We start from the raw sequence: 21900 nt of genomic DNA, 5'->3' as shown, positions 1-21900 counted from the left end.
GGATCCAAGGAGGGTCCCTCGTGAAGCATCGTTCGATCGCTTTCGCCGTGAGCCTGCTGCTCGTCTGCGCGCTTCCCGCGGCCGCCGACGACATCGCTCGCTACATCCTGCCGCCGGGCAACTACGGCGGCCTGCCGACCAACGAGAACTCGCTCGACCAGCTGCCGCTGTACTCGGGCCTCACGCCGCTGCGCGACGACGTCACCTTCGCCGACATCGAGCGGCTCTTTCTTCCCGAGGACTTCCAGCCGATCGAGCCGACGCGCGAGGAGAACACCGGGCGTCCCGGGCTGCGGCTGATCTACGACGCGTACGGGATCCCGCACATCTACGGCGAGACCCGTGAGGATCTCGCCTTCGGTGCAGGCTGGACGACGGCGCGCGACCGCGGCCTGCTGATCCAGATCGGCCGTGGTCCGGCGCGCGTGGCGGTCGCCGACGTGCCGAACATCGACGCCTTCTCGCTCGTCACCAGCGCGCAGAGCTTCACGCCGAGCCCCGAAGCCGAGGCGCTGGTCAGCGCCCAGGCCGATCTGCTGGTCGAGCTCTACGGCGACGAGGGCCGTCAGATCCTCGCCGAGGCGCAGGCCTACGCGGACGGCGTCAACGCCTACTGGGCCGCGAACGGCATCCAGGAGCAGCCGGCGACCGTCAACGACGTCCTCGCGGTGACCGCCTTCATCGGCTCGATCTTCGGCTCGGGCGGCGGCGCCGAGGCGGCGAACGCGAACCTGCTCGCGAAGCTCCAGCAGAGCCTCGGCAAGGTGCGCGGTCGCGCCGCGTGGGAAGACGTCATGCTGTTCAACGACCCCGAGGCGCCGACCACGATCCGCCGCCGCTTCGAGTACCCCGTGCTCACCGGCGGTCCGGTGACCGGCTCCGTCGTGCTCGATCCCGACTCGATCGAGAGCGTCGATCCGCGTCAGTCCGGGGACGAGGCGGCGATGGCGCCCGCCCGGCTGCAGGCGTCGAACTTCCTCGTCACCGCGCCCTCACGCTCGGCGACCGGCAACTCGCTCGCCGCCATGGGGCCGCAGCTCGGCTACTACTATCCGGAGATCGTCCAGCAGATTCACCTCGAGGGCGCGGGCATCAAGGCGCAGGGCATCGCGGTGCCGGGGCTCGCGATGTACGTGCTGATCGGCCGCACCGAGAACTACGCGTGGAGCTTGACGTCGGCCGGGCACGACGTGCGCGACGTCTACGCAGAGGAGCTCTGCGAGCCAGACGGATCGCGGCCGACCCGCGAGTCGAAGCACTACCTCTTCCACGGGCAGTGCCGTCCGATGGAGACCTTCAACGCCGGCACGCTCGGCGACACGCCGCTCATCTACAACGTCACGGTGCACGGGCCGGTGTTCGCGACCGCGACCGTCGACGGGAAGCCGTACGCGCTGTCGCGTCGTCGCTCGACGTTCGGGCGTGACGCGCTGAACCTCGTCGCGCTCAAGCGCATGACCGAGGGTGTCGCGAAGACGCCGGCCCTGTTCTGGCACACCGCCAATCAGTTCGGCTTCACCTTCAACTGGGCGTACGTCTCGCGGCGCACGACGGCCTACTTCTCCTCCGGCCTGCTGCCGCGCCGTCCGCGCGGGCTCGACCGTCGTCTGCCGACGCTCGGCACCGGTCAGTACGAGTGGCAGGGCTTCCTGCCCGAGCGCGCCCATCCGCACGACGTCGGCGGCCCGGAGGGCTTGCTGCTCAACTGGAACAACCAGTCGGCGCCGGGCTTCATGCACGGCGACGACGAGCCGTACGGCTCCGTGCACCGCGTCGAGGTGTTCGACCAGTGGCCGCGCAAGCCGCTGCTCACCGACGTCGTCGGCATCATGAACCGCGCCGCGACCGAGGACATCCGCTCGCTGGTGTGGCCGGTCGTGAGCCGCGTGCTGAAGAAGGGACGCGCGCCGAGCGCGCGCGATCAGCAGGTGGTCGAGATCCTCGACGCCTGGGTCGCGGACGACGCGCCGCGCGTCGACGCCGACGGCGACGGGATGTACGACCACGCCGGTCCGGTGATCATGGACGCGGTGTGGCGGCCGATCGCCGAGGCGGTGATGCGGCCGGTGTTCGGCGACCTGCTCGGCGATCTGAACCGGCTGCGCAACCTGAACGGCCCGTCGGGATACTCCTACGTCGACAAGGACCTGCGGGCGCTGCTCGGCGAGCGCGTCAAGGGTCGCTTCAACCTTTCGTACTGCGGGAACGGCAGGCTGCCGAGGTGCGTCGACTCGCTGTGGCAGGCGCTGCACGAGACCGTGGAGGCGCTCGCCGAGGAGCACGGCGACGATCCGTCGCAGTGGCGCGGGCCGGCGTCGCAGACGGGCTTCGTGCCGGGGCTCATCCCCGACCGCTTCCCGACCACCAACCGGCCGACGTTCCAGCAGGTCATCGAGTTCGAGCGGCGGTGAGACGCCGCTCGTTTCACCGTCGCCCCTTCAGGAGGGAGAAAGAGCGATGCTCCATGCGTTGAGAAGAGAACGACGCGCGACCGGCACGATCACGGCGCTCCTCGCCGGCGCGCTGCTCGCGTTCGCCGGCTGCAGCGACAGCGACACCGCGAACCTGCCGCCGGACACCGAGTTCCGGATGATCTCGCCGGTCGGGCCGATCGAGTACGAGGGTCGGGAGCTGTTCCCGATGTGCATGGACGGCTCGCCGTACCACTTCTGGGCCAAGCGCGGCTCGGTGAACAAGCTGCTGGTCTACTACCAGGGCGGCGGCGCGTGCTGGAACCAGCTGACCTGCAGCCTCCCCGCGTGCGACACCAACGTCGACCCCAACGGCGGCGACAATCCCAATTTTCACGGGAGCGGCTTCGCCAACCTCAACGATCCGCGCAATCCGTTCCGCGACTGGCACATCCTCTACGTGCCGTACTGCTCGTGCGACATTCACTTCGGCGACGCGGCGCAGGACTACCCGCTGCACGTCGAGCACCGCGGCTACCACAACGCGCGCGTCGCGGAGAAGTACGCGCGCGAGAACTTCCCGAACCCCGAGGAGGTGTTCGTCACCGGCACGAGCGCGGGCGCGTACGGCGCGTTCTTCCAGGCGCCGCTGCTGCACCTCGCGTATCCGAACGCGCGCTTCTACGTGCTCGCCGACGCCGGCAACGGCGTCATCACGCAGGAGTTCCTCGACGAGTACTTCCCGAACTGGAACTTCATCGCGAACCTGCCGCCCGAGATCCCGCAGCTCCGCGAGGTGCTGGAGAACGACGAGGGCATGCCGGGCTACACCCGCGTCGTCGCGCACTACTTCCCGGAGAGCCGCTGGGCGCACTACACGACGGCCTTCGACGGCGGCTTCGGCGGCCAGACGGGCTTCTACAACATCATGCTCAACGGCAACGACCCGGTCGCGGCGCTGACGTGGTGGGAAGGGAGCTGCGCGTTCAACGAGCGGATGCGCGCGCAGGCGATCCAGCAGGCCAGCGAGAGCCCGAGCAACTACCGCTACTACATCGGCACCGGCAGCCGGCACGGGATGTGGGGCCTCGACAAGGTCTACGAGGACACGACCGGCGGCGTGCCGACGATCGTCGACTGGGTCAACGCCATGCTCGCGGGCAGCCCGGCGTGGACCAACGTCGAGTGCACGAACTGTGGCTTGACGCTGCCCGGCGATCCAAGGCCGGACCCGCTGCAGCCGCCGTTCGTGCAGGTCGGCGACGACGTCGTGATCGACTGCGACTGACCTCGCCCGACACGCCTCGCGCGTTCGCGCGGGCGGCCACGCGTCGCGCGTGCTCCGAGCGCCTTCGAGCGCCGCACGCGCGACGCGGCCGCGCGCGCGAGGCGAAGAGCTCCCCTACTCCGTCCGCGCGTCGAGCTCCGCGACCCAGCTCCGCAGCTGCGGCACGGTCTCGGACTCCCAGCGCGCCGACGCGCGCAGCTCGCAGAACTCCGCGAACAGCCCGTCGAGCAGACGCACGACGTGCTCGACGTCGGCGAGGCGCAGGAAGAGGTCGTTCTCGAACAGCGCGCGCGGATCGTCGGCGAGCGCGGCGTCGCGCGGGCCGAGCGGCGGGCAGCGCAGCGAATCGTAGGTCAGAAGCCCGCCGTCGAGCGTGAGCTGCCAGGTGCGGTCCTGCAGCGTCACCGAGAGGCGCGCGCGGTCGACGAGCTTGCCGCGCCGCAGACCCGCGCCGAGCTCGCTGCGCACGTCGCCCTCGTCGACCAGCGTCAGCTTGCCGTTGCGCTCGCCCTGCTCCTGCAGCACGAGCCGGTCGCCGAGCGCGATCTCGACCACGTCGCCGCCGATCGCGAAGCGTCCGCCCTCCTCCTCGAGCCGCCAGAGCAGCCAGGTGAGGAACTCGCGGCCGAGGAAGCGCTTCTTCTCGACGACGGCGAGAAAGTCCTCGCTCACGACGTCGCTCCTGCGACCGCGGCGATGCCGTCCTCGGCCCGAACGGCGACCAGCGAGCTGCGCTCGACCGCGCGCACCGCGTCGATCGTCGTCCCCGAGAGGCCGACGCGCTCGACCGCGAAGTACGGGATGAGCGGCACCGGCGCGACGCCCGTCGTGTCGCGGAACAGCGCCGTGAAGGCCTCACGCGGCGCGCGCGACTTGCCGGTGAAGAGCAGCGTCCCGGTCTCGAGGTTCCACGCGCACTCGAAGAGCTGCGGGCTCGGCAGCGCCTGCAGGAGCAGCCGCGCCTCGACCTCCTCCTTGATCTCCTTGCGCACCGCGCGGCCGAGGTGCTCGAGGTTCTGCTCGCGCTTGCGCGCCTCCTCGGCGCGTCGGCGCTCGAGACGCACGAGCTTCGCGGGCGCCTTGCGGCGATCGTAGCGGAAGCCGAGCACGACGTACTGCTGGAAGAAGACGTCGCTCGTCTCGAGCTCGACCACCAGCGGGTCGTGGATCGCGACCCAGCCGAACGCTTCCGTCTTCGGCAAGCCGTCCTCGTCGTGCTCGCGGAAGGCGCGCTGGTTGATCGCGCGGCAGAGCGCCTCGCGGTCGAGGTGCTTCGGCGCCGGCGCGGCGAAGCGCACGATCGACGAGCTCGCGGAGAGGAAACCCATGAGGGCGCGCGAGGTAGCATCCCCGTTTGCTCGCACGCAAGGCGAAGACGCCGCGATTCTCGCCGTGGTTCGCGATCGTCGTCGTTCGCGACGGACGCTCACGATGGACACTCGCGACGAAGCGCGCGCTCTGCGCATATCGTGAGCTGCGCGGATCGGCTACAGCGAGGCGACCAGCCCCGTGCAGCGAGGCGACGCCATGACGACGCAGCCCTTCACCCTACCCTTCGACCTCGACGAGGCGACGCACACGCTCGCCGCGCGCGATCCGAAGCTCGCCGAGCTCATCGCGACGGCGCCGCCGTTCGCGATCCAGGTCGACGAGCCGCGCTCGCCGTACGAAGCGCTGCTGCGCTCGATCACCTACCAGTCGATCTCCGGCAAGGCGGCGGCGACGATCTTTGAGCGCGTGCGGGCGCTGGGCGAGAACGGCAGCCTGCCGACGCCGGAGAAGATGCTCGCGCTGCGCGTGCCGACGCTGCGCAAGGCGGGCCTCTCGGAGGCGAAGGTCCTCGCGATGAAGGACCTCGCCCGCAAGACGCTCGACGGCGTGGTCCCGACGCTCGCGCAGGCGCGCCGCATGTCGGACGAGGAGCTCATCGAGCGCCTGGTCTCGGTGCGCGGCATCGGCGTGTGGTCGGTCGAGATGTTCCTCATCTTTCGGCTCGGTCGCCCGGACGTGCTGCCGGTGCACGACCTCGGCGTGCGCAAGGGCTGGTGCGTCACGTACGGCAAGACGCACATGCCGCGGCCGCAGGAGCTGCTCGAGTTCGGCGAGCGCTGGCGTCCGTACCGCACGGTCGCGAGCTGGTACATGTGGCGCGCGTTCGAGCGCGCGGGCTACGCGGTGACGAACAAGATCGGCGCCGCGAAGCCGCCCGCGCGGCGCACGCCGCGCACGACGCCCACGACACGTACGGAGCGCTCCGCGGTAGCGAGCGCGCGCACGCGCACCACCCGGCCCGCCGAACGCTCAACGCGTCGCGCGCGCTGACGCCGCGGCCGCCGGCGGCGGCGCGCTGCGAGGCTTCGCGGGAGCGGCCCGCGGCGCCGCCGCGGGCTTCTTCGGCGCTCGCGCGGCGGGCGGCTTCTTCCACGAGCGCGTGGTCGGAGGCTTCTTCCACGACCGCGCCGCGGGCGCATTCGTTCCCGATCTCTCCGCGGGTCGCTGCGTCCACGACCGCGGCAGGCCGATCCCGAAGGTGCTCACCACCCAGACGCCGTACGCGTTCGCAGCGATCGACAGCGCGACCAGCACGACCAGCGCGCGACGCCACCACACCGACGCGCGAGCGAACGCCGACAGCGCGAGCGGCACGAGGAACGGGAAGACGTCGCTCAGGTAGCGCGATCCGTACTGCACGTAGCCCTGGTACGAGTACAGCAGGTAGAAGAGCAGCATCGGCAGCGCGCCGGCGACGAGCCAGCGCGTCGCTCGCAGGCGCAGCCGCGGCAGCAGCAAGCCGAGGAAGAACGGGCTCAGGAGCCAGATCGCCTCGCCACCGCCGCTGAAGCGCACGTAGGGAAACCACGGCACGCGCACCGGGCGCGCCGTCAAGTAGAAAGCGACGTTCTGCGGCACGTTGCTCGGCCGGAACGAGCCGATCGCGAACACGGTCGCGCCGAGCGACTTGTCGGCGCGCACCCAGTGACCACTCTTCTGACGCCAGCTCGTGACGTAGGGGCTCTTCAGCGGGGCGTCGAAGAGCCACCAGTTGTAGAGCAGCGTGCCGGCGGCGAGGATCGCGGCGCCGAGCGCGAAGCGAAGGAGATCGCGCAGCGCCGCACCGCGCTGCTCGCGCGCGAGCCGGCCGTCGACCGCGAGCACCACGAACGCCGGCGCCGAGAACAGGATCGCGTAGCGCGTCAGGCTCGCGACCATGAACGCGCAGCCCGCCCAGAAGAAGCTCCGGCGTACGGCCGCGAGGTACAGCGCGAGCAGCAGGAAGAAGTTGCCCTCGCTGTGCATCAGCATCCAGACGGTGCCGAAGTGCGCCGAGTACAGAAGCGGCGTCCCGACCACCCAGACCAGAGCGCCCACCGCCGCGAGCCGCTCGAGGCCCGGCGTGTTGCGCATCAGCAGGTAGAGCAGGATCGCGGAGCCGAAGATCAGCAACGAGTTGGCGACCGTCTGTCCGAGCGCGGCGCCGCCGAGCGCCGCGTACGGCACGAGGATGAAGGTCACCATCGGCGGATACGCGAGGTAGGTCTTGCCGCGGTGGCGGAAGGTCTCCATCCAGCCGAATTCCGGCGGCAGATCGGACGCGCCGCGCAGCATGCGCTCGGCGACGATCATCGGGCCGTCGAACGGGTTGGTCGACGCGTCGGGCGCGATGGCGATCAGCGCCAGCCCGAGCGCAGCGAAGAGCAGCCAGGGGAACGGCGCCGCTTCCCTGGACGCCTCCTCGGACGCGACCTGTTCCGCGAGGCCCATACGGAGCGACCGACCTCGCGTCGGCCTATCCTTTGTGCTCGACGCTCGTCAAGACACGAGGACGAGAGCCGCCGCCGCGATCGCGGCACGCCGGCCGCCGGCGCGGGTCCGAACGAAAGCGCTCGCTCAGCCGACGCGCGCGTAGCGCTCGATCAGCGTCAAGATGCGGTCGAGATCGAACGGCTTCGCGAACCACGCCTCGATGCCGAGCTCGTGCGCCGCCTCCTTGACGTCGGCCGCACCCGAGTAGAGGACGACCGGCACCGACATGAGGTCCGGCTCGCGGAGCTGCCGCTCGCGGAAGCCGTACGCGTCGACGTGCGGCATGTTGAGGTCGAGCAGCACGACCGCGGGCGGCGACTCGCGCATCCGCTCCAGCGCCTGCTCGCCGTCGGCTGCGGTCTCGACCGTGAGCCCTTCGCTCTCGAGCATCATGCGCAGCGCATCGCGCACGTCCTCGTTGTCGTCGACGACGAGCACCGGGGTCCGGCTATTCGCTGCGCGCGCGTCGGTCATCGCGTTCGAGGAGCGGACAACGATACGGCCGCTGCCCGCGTGCGCCTCATGGATCCTTGGCGCGTCCCGCCTCGTGGATCAAGGCTCGCCGTCAGCGACCCGAACGATTGGTGAATCGGGCGTTGCCGAGACCGGTGCCGATGGTCAGCACGGCCCAGTGCTCGATGTCCTGCATCGACGGCACCTCGCTCAGGCCCTGCACCACGGCGTCGTTGTGCATGAGCACGACGGTGTCGTGCTCGCCGATCGACTCGATCGCCTCCGTCAAGCAACGCGGCAGGCTGAAGCGGCTGCTCTCCCAGTTGCCGGGCAGGTTCTGCGAGCCGCTCGCGATCGAGCCGTCCTCCTCGATCTTGCCCGGACAGCCGATGCCGATGAAGGGCGCGAGCGAGAGCCCCTCACGGTCCGCGCGACGGATCAAGCCGCGCAGCATGTCGACGAGCTTCTCGACGGCCTCGTCGCGCTTCACCTTCTCGTCGCCGTGACGCCAGAGCTCGGACTTCCACACCTCGGCCTTCGAGAGGTCGGACGCCTTCTTCAAGTTCAGCTGCACGACGCCGGCGCGGATGTTGGTGCCGCCGATGTCGACGCCGAGGATCGCGTCGTGGCCGGAGAAGATCCACGACGGCGCGAGGTGCGCGGCGCCGACGAGCCCGGCCTCGTCCGGATGGTGGCTGATCGAGACGACGTCGATCGGCAGGTCCTCGCTCTTCAGGATGACGCTCGCGCGTCCGATGGCGAGCTCGCCGATGCGGCCCGAGCTGAAGCCGCCGCCGACGACGATGCGCTCGGTGTCGCGCCAGTCCTTGATCTTCAGGAAGCGCCGGATGACGCCGGAGAGCTCCTGCGCGAAGTCCTCGATCGCGCCCTGCACGACGCCCGCGGCCTCGGGATCGCCCTTGGTGAGGATCGCCTCGAGCTCCTTCTTGCCGAGATCCGCGGTCTCGCGCTCGCCGAACGGATCGGCGCCGAGCTTGCGCAGCGGCTCGCGCCACTTCTCGAGGCTCTCGCCGAAGGCGCGGCGGTTCGCGCGGTCGCCAATGAAGCCCTCGTCGTCGCGGAGCTCCACGTTGTAGCTGTCGATGTCGACCGACGGCAGCCGCATGCTGCCGTGGCCGGCGACGGGATTCCTGCTGACGTCGCTCGACATCGCCGACCCTCCGCGGCCGAGCGCCCTCACGACAGCCTCGCCACGCGGATGGCGAAGCCTTGCTCGAGCTGCGCGTCGCGCGGCTCGAGCAGGTTCTCGACGTCGCGGTGCGATCGCCGCGTCGGCTCACTGGCGTTCATCATTCTCTCCAACCAAACGGGAAGCGGGACCATTCCCCCCTGCCCCGCGGAGAGCAAGCCCGCGGCCAAGCCCGCCGCGAGCAAACGTCGCAAGTTCGGCGACGACGGGCGTACGGTTTATGTAAGTACCGCCCTTGTAGCTCTGTAGATTTGGCCGCCGTCGTTCGCGTCGCGACGAATCGCGCACGCTCCGTCGTGCGCTCGCGCACGGCCCCGAGTTTGCGTGGGCGTCCTCTCCGTCGGCGTCGTGCGCACCCGCGCGCGCCGACGCGAACTTTCCCGAGACTTTCGATGGATCGTCGAAGACGAAGAGAGCGGATCGAGCGGCGGCCGCAGGCGGTGAAGCTCGGGGCGACGCACCAGGTCGTGATCCCGAAGCGCATCGTCGAGGAGCTCGACTTGACGCCCGGCGACTACCTCGAGGTCGAGCTGCAGAACGGCAAGGTCACCTTCACGCCGAAGGAGCTCGTCGACCGGCCGCGGCCGGCCGAGAAGTAGGCCGCCGCCAGCGCACATCCGGCGACCTTGACTCCCGCGCCGATCTCTCGGACGGTGCCGGCAGGAGTCCCCGCCGGTGAACCGCACGACCGTCACGGCAGCCGACCTCGGAACCGCCCCGATTCCGAAGGAGCGCTACACGAGCCGTGAGTTCGCAGAGCTCGAGTGGCAGCGCATGTGGACGCGCGTCTGGCTGCTCGCAGGCCGTGAATCCGACATCCCCGAGCCCGGCGACTACTTCACCTTCGAGATCGGCCCGGAGTCGATCCTGGTGATCCGCCTGCCCGACGGGCGGATCGCCGCGCGCCACAACGTCTGCATGCACCGGGGCAACCGGCTGCGCGAGCCGGGACGCGGGCACGCCGAGGAGTTCGCCTGCCTGTTCCACGGCTGGCGCTACGCGATCGACGGCACGCTGATCGCCGCGCTCGACCCGGAGTGCTTCCCGCAGGGCGTGCCCGTGGATCGCCTGAGCCTGCGTCCGGTGCGCTGCGAGACCTGGGCGGGGTTCGTCTTCGTCTGCCTCGATCCGAACGTCGAGCCGCTCGAGAGCTACCTCGGCGTCGTCGCGGAGCAGCTCGCGCCGTACGGCTTCGAGCGCTGGAAGATCGCCTTCGATTGCACGATCGAGATCGACTGCAACTGGAAGACCTCGGTCGACGCGTTCAACGAGGCCTACCACATCTCCGCGACGCACCCGTGGACGATCGCGTTCAGCGACGACACGCGAACGCGCTACGACTGCTTCGAGAAGCACTCGCGGATGATCTACCCGGAGCTGCAGGCGAGCCTGCGTCACCCGGGCGCCGGCACGGTGACGCCGGAGATCAAGGAGCTCTTCCTCGAACGGGTCGGCGTGCGCGACTTCGAGGGCAGCGAGGCAGACGCGCGCGCCGCGTTCGCGCAGGCGATCCGCGCCATGGCGCCAATGCTCGGCGCCGACGTCTCTCGCCTCAATGAGTCGCAGCTCTGCGACGACTGGCACTACACGATCTTCCCGAACGTCACCTTCAACACGCACTCGCTGTTCGTCTGGGTGTTCACGCACCGCCCGCACCCCGACGACCCGAACAAGATGTACTTCGACTTCCTGAACCTCGTGAACACGCCCGCACAGGACGTGCCGCGCCCGGAGAAGCTCCGCCTGCGCGCCGCCGACGGCGATCGCTTCGAGGGATTGATCGAGGGCGGCAACCTGCTCGACGAGGACCTCTACAACCTGCCGCGCATCCAGCAGGGCATGCGTTCGCTCGCCTTCCGCGAGCTGCACCTCGGCACGCAGGAGATCCGCATCCGCCACTTCCACGAAACGCTGATGCGCTACGTCGGCGAGGAGCCGCGGCGATGAGCGACGCTCTCGCCGACGAGCTCGCATGGATCGCAGTGCCGGTCGCGCTGCCCGAGCCCGGACGCACGCGCGGCTTCACGCTCGACGGCGAGGCGTTCGTGCTGTGCAACGCGCAGGGCACGCCCTTCGTGCTGCGCGACGAGTGCTCGCACGCGAAGACGCGGCTCTCCGGCGGACGGCTGTGCGGCTTCCTCCTCGAGTGCCCGCTGCACGGCGGCAAGATCGACGTCCGCGACGGCAGCCCCGCGGCCCCTCCGGTCCGCCGTCCGGTGCCGACGTTTCCCGTGCGTCGGAGCGACGGTCGCATCGAGGTCGGGCTCGCTCGCCCGGCCGCCGAGAAGGCGCACGGCGGATCCAGAATCTAGTTGACGATTGCATCAAAAAATTCGATTGAGACGGCTTCGGGTGGGCCGTCTCGTGATCCGGCAGCAAATTGCCGATGAGCGTGGCATGCGTCGCTCGGCCGTCGCGAACCGGGCATTCGCGGTGCTGTCCGCTTGCGCGGCCGCCGTACGGCGGCTGATCTCCGTGCGGACGCCGGCCAACGACGTGACCTATCGCGCGATGTTCGAGGAATCGGGCGTCGGCAACGCCCGCGTCGGCCTCGCGAACGACCGCACGCTGGCCGCCAACCCCGCGCTGTGTCGTCTGCTCGGCTACGAGCACGACGAGCTGCTCGAGCGGACGATCGTCGGCCTCGCCCACCCCGACGACCGCGCGGCGCTCGCGGCGCTCTTCCGCCAGCTCGCGAGCGGCAGCATCCCGCGCTTCGCGTGCGAGGGCCGCTTCACGCGCGGCGACGGCTCGACCGTCTGGGCATCGGTGCAGGCCGCGGCGCTGCACGACGAGCCCGGATTCGCCGTGGTCACGATGGAGGACGTCACCGAGCGACGGCGCGCAGAGACGGCGCTGCGTACGAGCGAGGAGCGCTACCGCCTGGTCTCGCGGGTGATCGCCGACGCGGTCTACGAGTGGAACCTCGACACCAACGCCGTGCAGTGGAGCGACGGCCTGCGCACGCTGTTCGACTACCACCAGGAGGACGTCGACGAGGACGCGAGCTGGTGGTCCGATCGCATTCACCCCGACGAGCGCACGCAGGTGCTCACGGACATTCACGCAGCGATCGACGGCGACGCGCCCGGCTGGGCCGCCGAGTACCGCTTCCGGCGTCGCGACGGCGGCTTCGCCAACGTCGTCGACCGTGCCTTCATCGAGCGCGACGCCACCGGCAAGGCTCGGCGCCTGATCGGCGCGATGCTCGACGTCACCGAGCAGCGCACGCTCGAGGCCGAGCGCGAGCTGCTGCTCGCCCGCGAGAAGGCGGCGCGCCAAGAGGCGGAAGCGGCGAACCGCGCCAAGGATCAGTTCCTCGCGATGCTCTCGCACGAGCTGCGCGCGCCGCTCTCACCGATCCTCGGCTGGTCGGGCATCCTCCTCGAGGACAAGCTCGACGAGCCGGAGCGTCGCGAGGCGCTCGAGGCGATCCACCGCAACGCGCAGCAGCAGCACCAGCTCGTCGGCGACCTGCTCGACGTGTCGAGCATCGTGTCCGGCAAGATCCGCCTGGACCCGGTGCCGACCGACCTGCGCACGGTCATCGAGCGCGCGCTCGACGCCGTCCGCTTCTCCGCGGACGCGAAGCAGGTCCAGCTCGAAAGCGTGCTCGAGCCGGACGTCGGATTGGTGGTCTGCGACGCCGACCGGATGCAGCAGGTCGTGTGGAACCTGCTCTCGAACGCCGTCAAGTTCACCCCGGCGGGCGGCGTGGTCGGCGTGCACCTGCGCGGCGTCGGCAACGACGCCGTGATCGAGGTCCGCGACGATGGGCGCGGCATCGACCCGGACATGCTGTCGCGCGTGTTCGAGCGCTTCTGGCAGGCCGAGTCGACGGCGGCGCGTCAGCAGGGCGGGCTCGGGCTCGGCCTCACGATCGTCCGCCACCTGGTCGAGCTGCACGGCGGCGACGTCGAGGTGCACAGCGAGGGTCGCGACCGCGGCACGGTGTTTCGCGTGCGGCTGCCGCGGCTCGCCGCGGAGGCGAGCGGTCCGCTCAAGCGCGCCGGGTCGTGCGGCTGAGCGCTGCCGCGCTCTGCGCACGGAGCCCGAACGCAGCGCAGCGACGCGAGAGGACCAGGCGCGCTCACGCCTCCGCGCGCCGCACCAGCGACAGCCAGCGCCGACCGTCCGCACGCTGCACCCTGCTCTTTGCCGGACGCGGTCGGATCGCCGAGCGCGACACCGGACGCACGCGATCGTCGTCGTGCAGGCGCGCGACGGTCGCGCCGAGCATCGCGCCCCACACGACGTGCGCGGCGATCATCAGGACGTTGCGCTCCGCGGGCTCGCGCAGCGCGTTGCGCTCGAGGCCGAGCGCGGGCAGCCCGAGCAGATAGCTCGCGGCCCAGACGCCGAGACCGAAGGCGACGCCCTTCGCGAGCGCCGGTCCCGGCAGACGATCCGCGACGGCGCCGTAGAGACCGCCCATCGCGCCGCCGTAGCCGAAGTGCAGGAGCATCGTCGTCGCGACGTCGCCGCCCTCGCCGAGCGCGGGAACGCCGCCGTCGGTGAGGCGCTCCGTGATGCGTCGCGGCGGCAACGGGTGCTGCTGCGGAAGCGGCAAGGCGCCGTGCATCATCTCCATCGCGGCGGTCATGGGAAGCGTCGCGGTGACGCCCCCGACGACACCTGCGAGCACGCCGTTCATCACGTCCTCCTTTCGCTGCGCACGGATCGCTCGAGGATCTCGCGCAGCCGATCGACGTCGACCGGCTTCGACAGGTGGTGATCGAAGCCCGCCTCGAGGGAGCGGCGCCGGTCGTCGCCGCTCGCGTAGCCGCTGAGCGCGATCAGCAGCGGACGCCGGCTGCCGTTCATCGCGCGCAGGCGTCGCGCGACCTCGTAGCCGTCGACGCGCGGCAGCCCGATATCGAGTAGAAATACCGTCGGCTCGCGGCTTCGCGCGACCGCGAGCGCTTCCTCGCCGTCGACGGCCTCGACCACGTCGTAGCCCCAGATCGACAGCACGTCGACCATGGAGGTGCGCGCGTCCTCGTTGTCCTCGACCACCGCGATGAGCGGCCGGCCGTGCGCGAAGTGCGCCTGCTGCGCCTGCTCGTCGGCGATCGGCAGCCGGACGACGAACGACGTTCCCCTGCCGACACCCTCGCTCTCGACGTGCAGCGTGCCGGCGTGGAGCTCGACGAGCGTCCGCGCGAGCCAGAGCCCGATGCCGAGCCCGCCCTCCTTGTGGCGCACCGACGACTCCGCCTGCGCGTAGAGCTCGAAGATCCGCGCCTGCATGTCGCGGTCGATGCCGGCGCCGTCGTCACGAACGCGCAGCACGGCGTGCTCGCCGTCTTGCGCGAGATCGACGAAGATCGCGCCGCCGTCCGGCGTGAACTTGCTCGCGTTGCCGACGAGGTTGGTCAGCACCTGCGTCATGCGTCCGACGTCGGCGAGGACGAGCACCGGCTCCGCCGGCAGCGTCATCTGCAGGCGCTGCGCCTTCGTCTCGATCGCCTGCAGGCAGGACTCGCTCGCGTGGCGCGCGGCCTCGCGCAGGTCGACCAGCGTGCGCTCGAGCTCGACCTTGCCGTGCGCGATGCGGTTCACGTCGAGCAGGTCGTCGATCAGCCGCTTCTGCTGCCGCATCTGACGCTCGATGATGCCGAGCGCGCGGTCGCGCCGGTCGGACGTCAAGTCGGGAACCCGCAGCAGGTTGACCGAGGTCGCGATCGGCGTGAGCTGGTTGCGCAGCTCGTGCGCGAGCACCGCGAAGAAGCGGTCCTTCTCGCGGTGGCCCGAGTGCAGCTCGTCGTTGGCCTCGGTGAGGCGCGCGTACGCGTCGTCGCGCTCGTCCTCCGCGTCGCGCGTGTATTGACGCACCGACGCTTGCACGCTGCGGTCGAGCAACTCGAAGAGCCTGCGGCGCGCGGCGACGAGGTCGTCGCCCGGGCTGCCGGCGATCAGATCGCGGCGTGCCTCCACGACGTCGAGCAGAACCGTGCGAAAGAGGTGCATCTCGCACAGGCACTCGTCGACCTCGTAGCCGAGCTCGCGACGCTGACGCCCGTGCTGCGCACCGTCGTGCTCGACCTGCGGCGTCGGCTCGCCGCGCATGGTGCGCGCGAGCTCGCGCAGCAGCTGGGGCAGATGGTCCTCGAGGTCGATGTCGGTCAGCGCCCGCTGCGCGGCGGGCGGCGCGTTGCGCGCCTCGTCGCGCCAGCGACGCAGGATGCTCTCGCGCTCGGCATCGATCACGTCGGCGATGCGCTCGGAGACGGTCATCGGAAACACCGTTGCGGTGCGAGCGGTGTGCGCTCGCCGAACCGCCTCGGGCACGCCATGCGCGCCCGAGGCGCGGAAGAGTCTTGGTTCAGATGACGCCCATCAGCATGAGGACGATCACCAGCCCGAGCGGTACGCCCAGCAGCCAGAGAATGATCGGCATGTGCCTTCCTCCTTTCCGAGTTCAGTCCGCGTGCGCGGTCAGTCCTCGTTGGTGACCTTCTCCTCGACCCGGCGCTCGACCTGACCGTCGTCCGCCTCGATCGATTCCTTGCGCTCGACGGAGCGCGTGTCGCCGTCCTTCTCACGCTCGATCTCGAGCGAGCGCTGCGCGCTGCGCTCATCGAAGCCGTCGCGCTCCTCGTAGGTCTCCTCGACGCGGGTCTCGCTGTCGGCGAACGCGGGAGCGGCGACGAGCAGCAGCGCGGCGGCGGCGACGGGCATTGCGAACTTCATCATGTGCGGATCCTCCTGCGCGCGTGTCGGCAGCAGGAACCGTACCGCGGCGCGAAATCGGCGGATTCGCGAGCTGCGTTCAGCGTGTGCGCGGCGCCGAGGCCGCGTTCGACGCGCGCGCCGCCGGGGACGGGCAATTCCTACAAGGACGCGTGCAACGTGCGCCTTCTCGACGCTGCACGCTCAGGCGAGCGTGGTGCTGCGCTTGCGGCCGTCGCGCTTGCTAAGAAGAGCGGATGAAACCGGACGAGCAGGGCTTCGAGAAGCTCTACGGCGAGCTCGCCTCGTGGTGGCCGCTGCTGTCGCCCCCCGAGCACTACGCGGAGGAAGCCGCGATCTACCGTGACCTGATGATCGCCGCCTGCGACGAGCCGCCGCGCTCGCTGCTCGAGCTCGGCAGCGGCGGCGGCAACAACGCGAGCCACCTGAAGGCGTGGTTCACGATGACGCTGGTCGAGCGCTCTCCCGGTATGCTTGACGTCAGCCAGGCGCTCAACCCGGAGTGCGAGCACGTGCTCGGCGACATGCGCGACGTGCGCCTCGGCCGCACGTTCGACGCCGTGTTCGTGCACGACGCGATCGCCTACATGACGACGCTCGCCGATCTCGAGCGCGCGATGCGCACCGCGTTCGTCCACTGCCGTCCGGGCGGCGCGGCGCTGTTCGCGCCCGACGCCGTCCGCGAGACGTTCCGGCCGACGACGCACGCGGGCGGCCACGACGGCGTGACGCGCAGCCTGCGCTACCTCGAGTGGATCTGGGACCCGGACCCCGAGGACTCGACCTACGTCGCGGACTTCGCCTACCTGCTGCGCGAGGCGTCCGGCACGCCGCGCGTCGTGCACGACCGGCACGTCGTCGGGCTGTTCGCGCGCGCCGACTGGATGCGACTCCTGCGCGAGGTCGGCTTCGAGCCGGAGTGCGTGCCGCTCGTGCACAGCGAGGTGCCCGAGGGACGGCACGAGATGTTCGTCGCCCGCCGGCCGCGCCGCTAGAGGACGTTCCGAGGCGGCGCCGACGGCGTCGCCTCGACGCGCGACGACGGGGGCTCTTTCCGGCCGCGCCGGTGTGGTAGGCGTGGCGGACGGAGGTCCCGCCGGTTGCCGCAGGAGCCGAGCGCGCGCATCGTCGTCGAGAAGATCGACTCGGAGTACGGCCGCTGGACGTACGCCGGCTGGCGTCCGCCGCACCTCGCCGGCTTCGTCGAGCGCTTCTGGTACAGCGCCGGGACGTCGGTCGCGCCGCGCGAGCGCATCTTGCCGAACGGCCTCGTCGAGCTCGCGGTCTGCCTCGGCGGACCGCACCGTCTGGTCGAGGGCAGCGGCCCGCCGCTGCTGCAGGTCTGCATCACCGGGCTCTTGACGCGCCCGATGATCATCGAGCACCCGACCTACCACCGCGTCCTCGGGCTGCGCTTCCATCCCGCGGGCGCGTACGCGGTGCTCGCGATGCCGATGCGCGAGGTGAGCGACCGCACCGTGGAGCTGCGCGACCTCCTCGGCAAGGCGGGCGACGAGCTCGCGGAGCGCTGCCACGACGCGCCGACGATCGAGCGCTGCTTCCAGATCGCGGCCGACTGGATCGTCGAGCGCATCCAGCGCTCGCGCGGCCTCGATCCCGCGGTCGCGTGCAGCGTCGGTCGCATCGAGCAGACCGGCGGTCGCGTGCCGATCGCCGAGCTTCGCGAGGCGACCGGGTACTCGAAGACGCGGCTCGCGAACGCGTTTCGCGAGCAGATCGGCGTCGCGCCGAAGGTCTATGCGCGCATCGTGCGCTATCGCCGCGCGCTCGCGCTGCTCGACGCCGGCGCGCGCTCGCTCGCCGACGTCGCGCTCGAGGCCGGCTACTACGACCAGTCGCACATGACGACGGAGTTCCGCGAGCTCGGCGGGCTCACGCCGCGCGACTTCCTCGCCGCGCACTACCCGGGCAGCACGACGGCGGTCGAGTTCTGACCGAGTACGGAGCCAGGTCCGCAGGGCGGACTTTTTTCCAAGACGCCTCGTCGCGTGCCCCGTAACGTCCGCGACGAAGGGAGGACCGACCATGGCCGTCAACTACGTGCCCGAGGGACACTCGACCGTGTCGCCGTACCTCGTCACGCGCCACGCCGCGAAGGTCATCGAGATGATGAAGAGCGCGCTCGGCGGCGAGGAGCTGATGCGCGCGACGCGGCCGAACGGCGAGATCCAGCACGCCGAGGTCAAGATCGGCGACTCGGTGGTGATGATCGGCGAGGCCAACGCCGACTTCCCGCCCATGCCGTGCATGGTGCACGTCTACGTCCCGGACTGCGACGCGGCGTACCGGCGCGCGCTCGCCGCGGGCGCGACGTCGCTGCGCGCGCCCGCGGACCAGTACTACGGCGACCGTAGCGCCGGCGTGGTCGACGTCGCGGGCAACCAGTGGTGGTTCGCGACGCACGTCGAGGATCTTTCGCTCGAGGAGATCGAGCGGCGCGGTCAGGCGCAGGCGAAGAGCGCATAGCGGCGCGCGGCGACGGCGTCCGTCACCGCGGCCCGCCCGACGCAGCGGATCAGCTCGCGCGCTCGGCGAGCCGCTCCGCGACCAGCCAGGTGTCCTCGAGCGCCTCGGTCGCGTGGCGGCGTCCGGGGTCAAGCACAAACGGAGCGCTCTGCGCGTCGAGCGTGACCTCCGCACCGTCACTGCGGACGACGAGCGTACCGCGCAGAACGCGCAGGCGCTGGCCGTGCGGGTGCGCGTGCTCCTCCTCGCGATGGCCGCGCGGCTTGAACACCAGGAGCAGATCGTCCGCGAGGCGATAGACCGTCCTGCGCTCGGGGCTCAGCGTCTCCCAGGCGTCCGCCACGGACGATCAGTCCTCGTCGTCCGCGGCTTCCCGACGCGGACCGGCGCAGACGCCGTGGCGCGCGCTCGCGATGAAGTCGAGCATCTCGCGCACCTCCGGCGCGAGACCGCCGCGCTCCTCCTCCTGCACGATCAGCCGCTCGCGCGCCAGCGACAGGTTCGGCCGACCGAGGAACAGCGTCCGGAACGCGCGCCGGATCGCCATGATCGCCTCGCGCGAGAACCCCGCGCGCCGCAGCCCGACGACGTTCACGCCAGCGACCGTGTTCTTGCCGATCCGCGTCGTGCAAAACGGCGGCACGTCCTTCGACACCGCGCAGCCGCCCTGCAGCATCGCGATCCGTCCGACGCGCGTGTGCTGGTGGACGAGGGCGTTGCCCGAGATGAACGCGCGCTCGCCGACGCTGGCGTGTCCGCCGAGCACGGCGCCGGTCGCCATGATGACGCCGTCCTCGAGGCGGCAGTTGTGCGCCACGTGGGCGTTGGTCATCAGGTAGCAGTCGTTGCCGATCACGGTCTCGCTGCCCGCCGCCGTGCCGCGGTGCACCTGCACGCCCTCGCGGAAGACGTTGCGGTCGCCGATCACGAGCCGCGTCGGGGCGCCGTCGTAGGCCTTGTCCTGCGGCTCGTGACCGAGCACGACCCCCATGTGGACGACGTTGTCGCGGCCGAGCGTCGTCCCCGAGCAGATGTAGGCGTGCGGCCAGATGCGCGTCCGCGCGCCGACCACGACGCCCGCCTCGATGATCGCGAACGGCCCCACGGTGACGCCGTCGCCGAGGACGGCGTCGGGGCTGACGACGGCGCGCGGGTCGACCTGCGGGGGACGTCGCGCGTCAGTCGTCGTCGTCATGCCCGTTCGCGCGCCCGGCGGGCTCCGCCTCTTCCTCGATGTCGACGCTCTCGTCCTCGAGGGGACCGGGGATGACGTACTTCTCGTCGAGCCACGCGCCGAGGTCGATCAGGCGGCAGCGCTCGGAGCAGAACGGGCGGTACGGCGCCGAGGCCCAGTCGACGTCGGTTCCGCACTGTGGGCACTTGACGACCCGCATCGAGCGAAGCTTAGCGTTTCGCGCCCTCGTCCTGAAGTCTCGCCGCCGCCTGGCGCCTGCGCGCGGCGACGCCGCCGGCGCCGAGACCTACGGCCGGACGTGCAGATGCCCGGCCGCGCGCTAGGAGCGAGGTCATGGACGAGACGGCGGGCGAGCGCGGGGCGCTCGAAGGCCTGCGCGTGGTCGCGTTCGAGAGCCGGCGTGCGGCGGAGATCGAGCGCCTGCTCACGCGCCACGGGGCCGACGTTCTGCTCGCGCCGGCGCTGCGCGAGGTGCCGCTCGAAGCGACCCCGGCGGCGCTCGAGCTGGTCGAGCGCCTCGAGCGCGGCGAGCTCGACGTCGTCGTCCTGACGACGGGCGTCGGCACCCGGGCGCTCGTCGAGGCGGTGCGCGAGCGCTGCGCGCCCGAGCGCCTCGCCGAGCTCCTGCGGAGGGTGCCGATCGTCGCGCGCGGTCCGAAGCCGGTCGCGGCGCTGCGCACGCTCGGCCTCGAGCCGACCGTGCGGGTGCCCGAGCCCAACACCTGGCGGGAGCTGCTCGAGACGGTCGACCGCGAGCTGCCGGTGCGCGGCCTGCGCGTCGCGGTCCAGGAGTACGGCCAGCCGAACCGCGCGCTGCTCGACGGCCTCGCCGCGCGCGGCGCCGATGTGCTGCGCGTCCCCGTCTACCGCTGGGTGCTGCCGGAGGACCTGGCTCCGCTGCGCACCGCCATCGCCCGCATCACGGCGCGCACGGTGGACGTCGCCGTCTTCACCACCGCGGTGCAGGTCGCGCACCTGCTCCGGGTCGCCGACGAGCAGCCCGGCGGCGCCGACGCGGTGCTGGCCGCGCTTCGCGAGGCGATCGTGGTCGCCGCGATCGGACCGACGACGGCCGAGGCGCTCACGGAGGCGGGCCTCGAGCCCGACGTCGTGCCCGAGCACCCGAAGCTCGGTCCGCTGGCCGTGGCGATCGCCGAGCAGGCGCCGCGGCTCGTGGCGCGCAAGCGCGGCGAGCGCGCGGAAGTCGCTTGTCCACCGCAGCCCAAACGCTAGGATCCGCGGGATGCCGTCGCTCGCACCCTTTCTCCTCGCCTGCCGCTGCGAGCCGACGCCGTACACCCCGGTCTGGCTGATGCGCCAGGCGGGGCGCTACCTCAGCGAGTACCGCGCGGTGCGCGAGCGCTTCTCGTTCCTCGAGCTCTGCAAGACGCCGTCCGCCGCCGCCGAGGTGACGCTGCAGCCGGTCGATATCCTCGGCGTCGACGCGGCGATCCTGTTCGCCGACATCCTGCTCGTCCTCGAGCCGCTCGGGCTCGGCCTGTCGTTCACCAAGGGCGACGGTCCGCACATCGCGCACCCCGTACGCACGGCGGAGCAGGCCGAGCGCCTGCCGCGGGTCGACGTCGAGGACGCGCTTTCGTTCGTCCTCGAGACGATTCGCCTCGTCAAGCCACAACTTCCGAAGCGGGTGCCGCTGATCGGCTTCGCCGGCGCTCCGTTCACGCTCGCGTCGTACGCGATCGAGGGCGGCGGCTCGCGCAACTACGTGCACACCAAGCGCCTGCTCTACGGCCACCCGCAGGCGTTCCACGCGCTGATGTCGCGCCTGGTCGAGGTCACGGCGGACTATCTGAATGCGCAGATCCGGGCCGGCGTCGACGCCGTGCAGGTGTTCGACAGCTGGGTCGGCAACCTGGCGCCGGACGACTACCGGGCGAGCGTGCTGCCGCACATGCGCGAGCTGTTCAACCGCCTCGACCCGAGCGTGCCGGCGATCCACTTCAGCACCGGGACGTCGGGCTTCATCGAGCTGATCGCGGCGGCGGGCGGCGACGTCGTCGGGCTCGACTGGCGCATCACGCTCGACGAAGGCTGGCAGCGCATCGGCCACCACCGCGCGGTGCAGGGCAACCTCGATCCCGGCGTTCTGCTCGGACCGCGTCAGGTCATTCGCGAGCGCGTGCGCGAGCTTCTCGAGCGCGCCGGCGGACGCCCCGGGCACGTCTTCAACCTGGGCCACGGCGTCCTGCCCGAGACGCCGCGCGACAACGTCCGCGCCCTGGTCGACGCCGTGCACGAGCTGAGCACGCGCGGCACCTCGGGATGAGCGACGCGCGCGGCGAGAAGCGGCCGGGCGGCGCTCCCGAGCACACGACGCGTCGCCGCAAGCGCCTGCGAA

General features: G+C 71.0%; 23 protein-coding genes. 12 read left to right on the top strand and 11 right to left on the bottom strand.

The window, feature by feature from the left end; translation table 11 throughout:
• Nucleotides 1–20: 20 nt before the first annotated feature.
• Together VIS07_15510 and VIS07_15505 are read left to right on the top strand one after the other, a co-directional pair.
• Nucleotides 21–2411: a penicillin acylase family protein gene (locus VIS07_15510; GenBank protein ID HEY8516916.1), complete on the top strand. Its 2391-nt coding sequence runs from the start codon at nt 21–23 to the stop codon at nt 2409–2411.
• 58 nt (nt 2412–2469) lie between these two features.
• Complete coding sequence (locus VIS07_15505; protein ID HEY8516915.1) at nt 2470–3699, top strand: pectin acetylesterase-family hydrolase; 1230 nt, start codon at nt 2470–2472, stop codon at nt 3697–3699.
• Nucleotides 3700–3813: 114 nt separating this feature from the next.
• Here the strand turns inward: VIS07_15505 and VIS07_15500 are convergent, their stop codons facing one another.
• Together VIS07_15500 and rdgC are read right to left on the bottom strand one after the other, a co-directional pair.
• Nucleotides 3814–4371 (bottom strand): hypothetical protein, encoded by a 558-nt coding sequence (locus VIS07_15500; GenBank protein ID HEY8516914.1) that lies wholly within the window; start codon nt 4369–4371, stop codon nt 3814–3816.
• Entirely contained in the window at nt 4368–5027 is a 660-nt protein-coding gene (gene rdgC, locus VIS07_15495; protein ID HEY8516913.1) for a recombination-associated protein RdgC, read from the bottom strand. Before rdgC ends, VIS07_15500 begins: the two co-directional genes overlap by 4 nt.
• 199 nt (nt 5028–5226) lie before the next feature.
• Here rdgC and VIS07_15490 point away from each other — a divergent pair, with 199 nt between their 5' ends.
• Nucleotides 5227–6021 carry a DNA-3-methyladenine glycosylase 2 family protein gene (locus VIS07_15490; protein HEY8516912.1) on the top strand — a complete coding sequence of 265 codons (795 nt, stop codon included), beginning with the start codon at nt 5227–5229 and terminating at the stop codon, nt 6019–6021.
• Here VIS07_15490 and VIS07_15485 read toward each other — a convergent pair.
• From VIS07_15485 to VIS07_15475, 3 genes are all read right to left on the bottom strand, one after another.
• Nucleotides 6001–7461 carry a hypothetical protein gene (locus tag VIS07_15485; protein HEY8516911.1) on the bottom strand — a complete coding sequence of 487 codons (1461 nt, stop codon included), beginning with the start codon at nt 7459–7461 and terminating at the stop codon, nt 6001–6003. The genes VIS07_15490 and VIS07_15485 overlap by 21 nt on opposite strands.
• A gap of 126 nt (nt 7462–7587) precedes the next feature.
• On the bottom strand, nt 7588–7941 hold the full coding sequence (locus VIS07_15480; GenBank protein ID HEY8516910.1) for a response regulator: 354 nt from the start codon (nt 7939–7941) through the stop codon (nt 7588–7590).
• 127 nt (nt 7942–8068) lie between these two features.
• A complete protein-coding gene (locus VIS07_15475) occupies nt 8069–9127 on the bottom strand; it encodes an ROK family protein (protein HEY8516909.1) in 1059 nt (352 codons plus the stop codon).
• Nucleotides 9128–9558: 431 nt separating this feature from the next.
• Here VIS07_15475 and VIS07_15470 point away from each other — a divergent pair, with 431 nt between their 5' ends.
• The 4 genes from VIS07_15470 to VIS07_15455 all read left to right on the top strand — a co-directional run bounded on the left by VIS07_15470 (nt 9559) and on the right by VIS07_15455 (nt 13192).
• On the top strand, nt 9559–9765 hold the full coding sequence (locus VIS07_15470; GenBank protein HEY8516908.1) for an AbrB/MazE/SpoVT family DNA-binding domain-containing protein: 207 nt from the start codon (nt 9559–9561) through the stop codon (nt 9763–9765).
• Nucleotides 9766–9841: 76 nt separating this feature from the next.
• Nucleotides 9842–11113 carry an aromatic ring-hydroxylating dioxygenase subunit alpha gene (locus VIS07_15465; protein ID HEY8516907.1) on the top strand — a complete coding sequence of 424 codons (1272 nt, stop codon included), beginning with the start codon at nt 9842–9844 and terminating at the stop codon, nt 11111–11113.
• A complete protein-coding gene (locus VIS07_15460) occupies nt 11110–11478 on the top strand; it encodes a Rieske 2Fe-2S domain-containing protein (protein HEY8516906.1) in 369 nt (122 codons plus the stop codon). The genes VIS07_15465 and VIS07_15460 overlap by 4 nt, the downstream gene beginning before the upstream one ends.
• 85 nt (nt 11479–11563) lie before the next feature.
• Nucleotides 11564–13192, top strand: coding sequence for a PAS domain-containing protein (locus VIS07_15455; GenBank protein ID HEY8516905.1), 1629 nt, complete (start codon nt 11564–11566; stop codon nt 13190–13192).
• A 64-nt stretch (nt 13193–13256) separates the two neighbouring features.
• On the opposite strand, the gene VIS07_15450 is transcribed toward VIS07_15455, so the two are convergent.
• The 3 genes from VIS07_15450 to VIS07_15440 all read right to left on the bottom strand — a co-directional run bounded on the left by VIS07_15450 (nt 13257) and on the right by VIS07_15440 (nt 15862).
• On the bottom strand, nt 13257–13820 hold the full coding sequence (locus VIS07_15450; protein ID HEY8516904.1) for a DUF6789 family protein: 564 nt from the start codon (nt 13818–13820) through the stop codon (nt 13257–13259).
• Nucleotides 13820–15403 carry an ATP-binding protein gene (locus VIS07_15445; protein HEY8516903.1) on the bottom strand — a complete coding sequence of 528 codons (1584 nt, stop codon included), beginning with the start codon at nt 15401–15403 and terminating at the stop codon, nt 13820–13822. The genes VIS07_15450 and VIS07_15445 overlap by 1 nt, the downstream gene beginning before the upstream one ends.
• 201 nt (nt 15404–15604) lie before the next feature.
• Nucleotides 15605–15862: a hypothetical protein gene (locus tag VIS07_15440; GenBank protein HEY8516902.1), complete on the bottom strand. Its 258-nt coding sequence runs from the start codon at nt 15860–15862 to the stop codon at nt 15605–15607.
• A 233-nt stretch (nt 15863–16095) separates the two neighbouring features.
• On the opposite strand from VIS07_15440, the gene VIS07_15435 reads away from it, so the two are divergent.
• The 3 genes from VIS07_15435 to VIS07_15425 all read left to right on the top strand — a co-directional run bounded on the left by VIS07_15435 (nt 16096) and on the right by VIS07_15425 (nt 18346).
• Nucleotides 16096–16854 (top strand): class I SAM-dependent methyltransferase, encoded by a 759-nt coding sequence (locus VIS07_15435; protein HEY8516901.1) that lies wholly within the window; start codon nt 16096–16098, stop codon nt 16852–16854.
• Between the two features lie 105 nt (nt 16855–16959).
• A complete protein-coding gene (locus VIS07_15430; GenBank protein ID HEY8516900.1) occupies nt 16960–17814 on the top strand; it encodes a helix-turn-helix transcriptional regulator in 855 nt (284 codons plus the stop codon).
• 91 nt (nt 17815–17905) lie between these two features.
• A complete protein-coding gene (locus VIS07_15425) occupies nt 17906–18346 on the top strand; it encodes a VOC family protein (GenBank protein ID HEY8516899.1) in 441 nt (146 codons plus the stop codon).
• 49 nt (nt 18347–18395) lie between these two features.
• Here the strand turns inward: VIS07_15425 and VIS07_15420 are convergent, their stop codons facing one another.
• Genes VIS07_15420 through VIS07_15410 form a run of 3 tightly spaced genes read right to left on the bottom strand, consistent with a single transcriptional unit; the run spans nt 18396 to nt 19740 of the window.
• Nucleotides 18396–18689, bottom strand: a complete 294-nt coding sequence (locus VIS07_15420) for a hypothetical protein (protein HEY8516898.1) — start codon at nt 18687–18689, stop codon at nt 18396–18398.
• A gap of 6 nt (nt 18690–18695) precedes the next feature.
• On the bottom strand, nt 18696–19541 hold the full coding sequence (lpxA, locus tag VIS07_15415; protein ID HEY8516897.1) for an acyl-ACP--UDP-N-acetylglucosamine O-acyltransferase: 846 nt from the start codon (nt 19539–19541) through the stop codon (nt 18696–18698).
• On the bottom strand, nt 19525–19740 hold the full coding sequence (locus tag VIS07_15410) for a DNA gyrase inhibitor YacG (GenBank protein ID HEY8516896.1): 216 nt from the start codon (nt 19738–19740) through the stop codon (nt 19525–19527). The genes lpxA and VIS07_15410 overlap by 17 nt, the downstream gene beginning before the upstream one ends.
• A 134-nt stretch (nt 19741–19874) precedes the next feature.
• Here VIS07_15410 and VIS07_15405 point away from each other — a divergent pair, with 134 nt between their 5' ends.
• Entirely contained in the window at nt 19875–20774 is a 900-nt protein-coding gene (locus VIS07_15405; GenBank protein HEY8516895.1) for a uroporphyrinogen-III synthase, read from the top strand.
• Nucleotides 20775–20784: 10 nt separating this feature from the next.
• Nucleotides 20785–21828: a uroporphyrinogen decarboxylase gene (gene hemE, locus VIS07_15400; GenBank protein HEY8516894.1), complete on the top strand. Its 1044-nt coding sequence runs from the start codon at nt 20785–20787 to the stop codon at nt 21826–21828.
• Nucleotides 21829–21900 lie beyond the last annotated feature (72 nt).

This window comes from Candidatus Binatia bacterium (assembly GCA_036563615.1).
In the GTDB taxonomy this organism is placed as follows: Bacteria; Desulfobacterota; Binatia; order UBA12015; family UBA12015; genus DATCMB01.
The sequence above is the reverse complement of the archived record's forward strand: the minus strand, read 5'-3'. Positions and strand labels throughout refer to the sequence as shown.

Excerpts from the sequence above, each read along its gene's own strand:
- rdgC (HEY8516913.1), bottom strand. The coding sequence starts at position 5,027 with ATGGGTTTCCTCTCCGCGAGCTCGTCGATCGTGCGCTTCGCCGCGCCG.
- VIS07_15490 (HEY8516912.1), top strand. The coding sequence starts at position 5,227 with ATGACGACGCAGCCCTTCACCCTACCCTTCGACCTCGACGAGGCGACG.
- VIS07_15485 (HEY8516911.1), bottom strand. The coding sequence starts at position 7,461 with ATGGGCCTCGCGGAACAGGTCGCGTCCGAGGAGGCGTCCAGGGAAGCG.
- VIS07_15475 (HEY8516909.1), bottom strand. The coding sequence starts at position 9,127 with ATGTCGAGCGACGTCAGCAGGAATCCCGTCGCCGGCCACGGCAGCATG.
- VIS07_15470 (HEY8516908.1), top strand. The coding sequence starts at position 9,559 with ATGGATCGTCGAAGACGAAGAGAGCGGATCGAGCGGCGGCCGCAGGCG.
- VIS07_15460 (HEY8516906.1), top strand. The coding sequence starts at position 11,110 with ATGAGCGACGCTCTCGCCGACGAGCTCGCATGGATCGCAGTGCCGGTC.
- VIS07_15455 (HEY8516905.1), top strand. The coding sequence starts at position 11,564 with ATGCGTCGCTCGGCCGTCGCGAACCGGGCATTCGCGGTGCTGTCCGCT.
- VIS07_15450 (HEY8516904.1), bottom strand. The coding sequence starts at position 13,820 with ATGAACGGCGTGCTCGCAGGTGTCGTCGGGGGCGTCACCGCGACGCTT.
- VIS07_15445 (HEY8516903.1), bottom strand. The coding sequence starts at position 15,403 with ATGACCGTCTCCGAGCGCATCGCCGACGTGATCGATGCCGAGCGCGAG.
- VIS07_15440 (HEY8516902.1), bottom strand. The coding sequence starts at position 15,862 with ATGATGAAGTTCGCAATGCCCGTCGCCGCCGCCGCGCTGCTGCTCGTC.
- VIS07_15435 (HEY8516901.1), top strand. The coding sequence starts at position 16,096 with ATGAAACCGGACGAGCAGGGCTTCGAGAAGCTCTACGGCGAGCTCGCC.
- VIS07_15425 (HEY8516899.1), top strand. The coding sequence starts at position 17,906 with ATGGCCGTCAACTACGTGCCCGAGGGACACTCGACCGTGTCGCCGTAC.
- lpxA (HEY8516897.1), bottom strand. The coding sequence starts at position 19,541 with ATGACGACGACGACTGACGCGCGACGTCCCCCGCAGGTCGACCCGCGC.
- VIS07_15410 (HEY8516896.1), bottom strand. The coding sequence starts at position 19,740 with ATGCGGGTCGTCAAGTGCCCACAGTGCGGAACCGACGTCGACTGGGCC.
- VIS07_15405 (HEY8516895.1), top strand. The coding sequence starts at position 19,875 with ATGGACGAGACGGCGGGCGAGCGCGGGGCGCTCGAAGGCCTGCGCGTG.
- hemE (HEY8516894.1), top strand. The coding sequence starts at position 20,785 with ATGCCGTCGCTCGCACCCTTTCTCCTCGCCTGCCGCTGCGAGCCGACG.